Below are 2,456 nucleotides of genomic sequence, written 5' to 3'. Positions count from 1 at the left end.
AGCCTATTGTAATTATTTTCTAATAGACTTCGATTACAACAGAGATTATTTTTCACAACATTAATTAAAGAACCAAAAAATCTAAAAAAATTTTAATTCTATAGCAAAAAAGTAGTATAACATAGTGAAAGGGGATGAGAACAATGAAAACAGCAGGAGGAAATGGAAAATACACCAACTGGGAAGAAGTACCTACTATTCTGAAAAGAAAAGAAGTAGCTGAATTATTAGGGGTAAACTATTCTGAAAAAGCAAAAGAAATTTTAGATAGTGAACATTTACCCACTTTCAAACTAGGAGGAAATAGCATAAGAGTTTTGAAAGAAGATTTGAAAAACTTTATAGAAAAATTAAAAAAAGGCACTATCTCCCTGTAATTTTAACTATTTTCCTGTTATTATTAACATATATCAGGAAAAAGGAGGAAAAGTAAAATGAAAAAAATAGGTAAAGGTAGTATCCATCAACTGAAAAGTGGTAGGTGGAGAGCAGAGATAATGATAGGTAGGAAAGCAAATGGTAGAAAGGATATGAAATATTTTTACGGGGATACTGAAGAAGAAGCAAGTGAACAGCTAGAAGATTTCAGATATGAATACAAGCACGGATTGTATCAGGAGCCTAGCAAAACTAAATTTAAAGAGTGGATTGAAAAATGGCTCAAAAGAAAAGAGAAAAACTGTGTAGAGGGAAGCGATACTTTGAGAACATACAAGAGTTTCATTGATAATAGAATTATACCTACTTTTGGCTTGTATGAATTAGAAGATTTAGAATCATTTAGGATTGAGGAGAAGCTATATGACTGGAAGGAAGAAGGATTAGGTAGAAATTCAATTAATACAATCTACACTATTTTGAATCAATCTTTAAAATATGCAACAAAGCATAAAAAAATAAAATCCAATCCAATGAATACAGTAGATAAGCCCAAGTTCAGAACACAGAAAAATAATTTTAAAACTTTGAGTAAAAGTGAAGTGAATAAATTTCTAAAAACTGTAAAAGAAGAAGCACCAGAATATTACTCAGTATTCTTCATAGCTTTGAATACTGGAATGAGAAGAGGAGAAGTTTTAGGATTGAAGTGGGAGGATATTAATTTTAAAGATAGAAAAATAAAAATACAGCGACAGCTGACAGGAGAAAAAGAATTCAAACTCCCAAAAGGAGAAAAGAAAAGAGAATTCAAAGTACCTGACAAAGTAATTAACTTTCTAAGAGATCACAAAAAAGAACAGAATAAATGGAGATTAAAATTAGGAAAAGAATATAATAACCTAGATTTAATTAATTGCAAAAAAGATGGAAGTAAATTAACTCCAAATTATATTTCAGGAGCTATAATCAAAAGATTACTGAAAAAAGCAAAAGTGACTGACATAAGATTTCATGAGCTAAGGCATACATTTGCCACCTTGTGTATTCAAGGTGGCATAGAACCAAAAACAGTACAGCAAATATTAGGGCATTCAAAGATAGAAATGACATTGAACAAATATGTAGATGTCAATGATGAAATGCTAGATCAAGCAGTAGAAATAATGGAGCAAATTTACTAAATTACTACGATTATTACTACGATTTAATTTTAATAAAAAATTAAACCTGCTATAAACCCTTGATATAACTGGATTCATAGCAAATAGAAAACTATAACTTATGTTAAAATTATGTTAATTATTCTTGCGTATAATAAAATCTATTAACTCTTCCGACACAGGTTGAGGCTCCAATTGTGGCCTCTGAATCAAATAACCCTGTCCATAATCTACCCCTAATTCAATAACTTTTTCCAGTTCATCATAGTCTTCAATTCCTTCAGCTACCACCTTAGCTCCTATTTCATGAGCCAGACTAACAAAAAACTCCAATAAAGCAGCCTTGATAGTATTAAAATTGATCCCCCTGATTAACGACATATCCAATTTAATATATTGAGGGCTTAATTCAGCTATCATCGTAATATACTTGTCCCTAGTTAAGTTTGATAGCCTTAAAACATAGTACATAGTATCTCCGGCACTTGCCAGGTCAGTAAAGTTATTATTTATTCCCCTTAATAAGAATAGATTAACTCCTGCTCCTAATACAAAAAGGGAAATAACAATTAAAAAGGCTGCTATTAACTTCTTTCTAAACTTCAACCTATCTAAACGAGTAGCTATAATATTACTGCTCTTGATAATATTAATATCTTTAATCTTTTTTAAATAGCTCTTAAAATTTAAAATACCTTTCATCCTATCTCCTCCCCACCATAACCTAAGTTTTCAGAATTTAATTAATCATTAATAGTACAGACCCAGCTTATCCTTAGAAAAGAGGGAGCTAGGATGAGCCGGGCCCGTTTTTTGAAACCGATTATTAATTAATCAAATGATTCTACTGCAAAAAGGTCAAAATCTCCAGTAAATTATGCTATATAATTGAATATCCTCCTTTATTTATGATAT

3 protein-coding genes are annotated in these 2,456 nt (G+C 30.5%); 2 read left to right on the top strand and 1 reads right to left on the bottom strand.

The window, feature by feature from the left end; all coding sequences use genetic code 11:
* Positions 1–143 precede the first annotated feature (143 nt).
* Both MWH30_RS13610 and MWH30_RS13605 read left to right on the top strand, forming a co-directional pair.
* The gene (locus MWH30_RS13610; protein WP_248664644.1) at positions 144–377 is read left to right on the top strand and encodes a MerR family transcriptional regulator; all 234 of its coding nucleotides are present in this window, start codon (positions 144–146) and stop codon (positions 375–377) included.
* Positions 378–434: 57 nt separating this feature from the next.
* On the top strand, positions 435–1,562 hold the full coding sequence (locus MWH30_RS13605) for a tyrosine-type recombinase/integrase (RefSeq protein ID WP_248664643.1): 1,128 nt from the start codon (positions 435–437) through the stop codon (positions 1,560–1,562).
* Positions 1,563–1,676: 114 nt separating this feature from the next.
* Here the strand turns inward: MWH30_RS13605 and MWH30_RS13600 are convergent, their stop codons facing one another.
* Positions 1,677–2,243: an EAL domain-containing protein gene (locus MWH30_RS13600; RefSeq protein WP_248664642.1), complete on the bottom strand. Its 567-nt coding sequence runs from the start codon at positions 2,241–2,243 to the stop codon at positions 1,677–1,679.
* Between the last annotated feature and the right edge of the window lie 213 nt (positions 2,244–2,456).

It is taken from the genome of Fuchsiella alkaliacetigena (assembly GCF_023227765.1).
GTDB lineage: Bacteria > Bacillota > Halanaerobiia > Halobacteroidales > Acetohalobiaceae > Fuchsiella > Fuchsiella alkaliacetigena.
The sequence above is the reverse complement of the archived record's forward strand: the minus strand, read 5'-3'. Positions and strand labels throughout refer to the sequence as shown.

Bases quoted from the DNA above. Each gene is read 5' to 3' on its own strand.
- MWH30_RS13610 (WP_248664644.1), top strand. From the start codon at position 144: ATGAAAACAGCAGGAGGAAATGGAAAATACACCAACTGGGAAGAAGTA.
- MWH30_RS13605 (WP_248664643.1), top strand. From the start codon at position 435: ATGAAAAAAATAGGTAAAGGTAGTATCCATCAACTGAAAAGTGGTAGG.
- MWH30_RS13600 (WP_248664642.1), bottom strand. From the start codon at position 2,243: ATGAAAGGTATTTTAAATTTTAAGAGCTATTTAAAAAAGATTAAAGAT.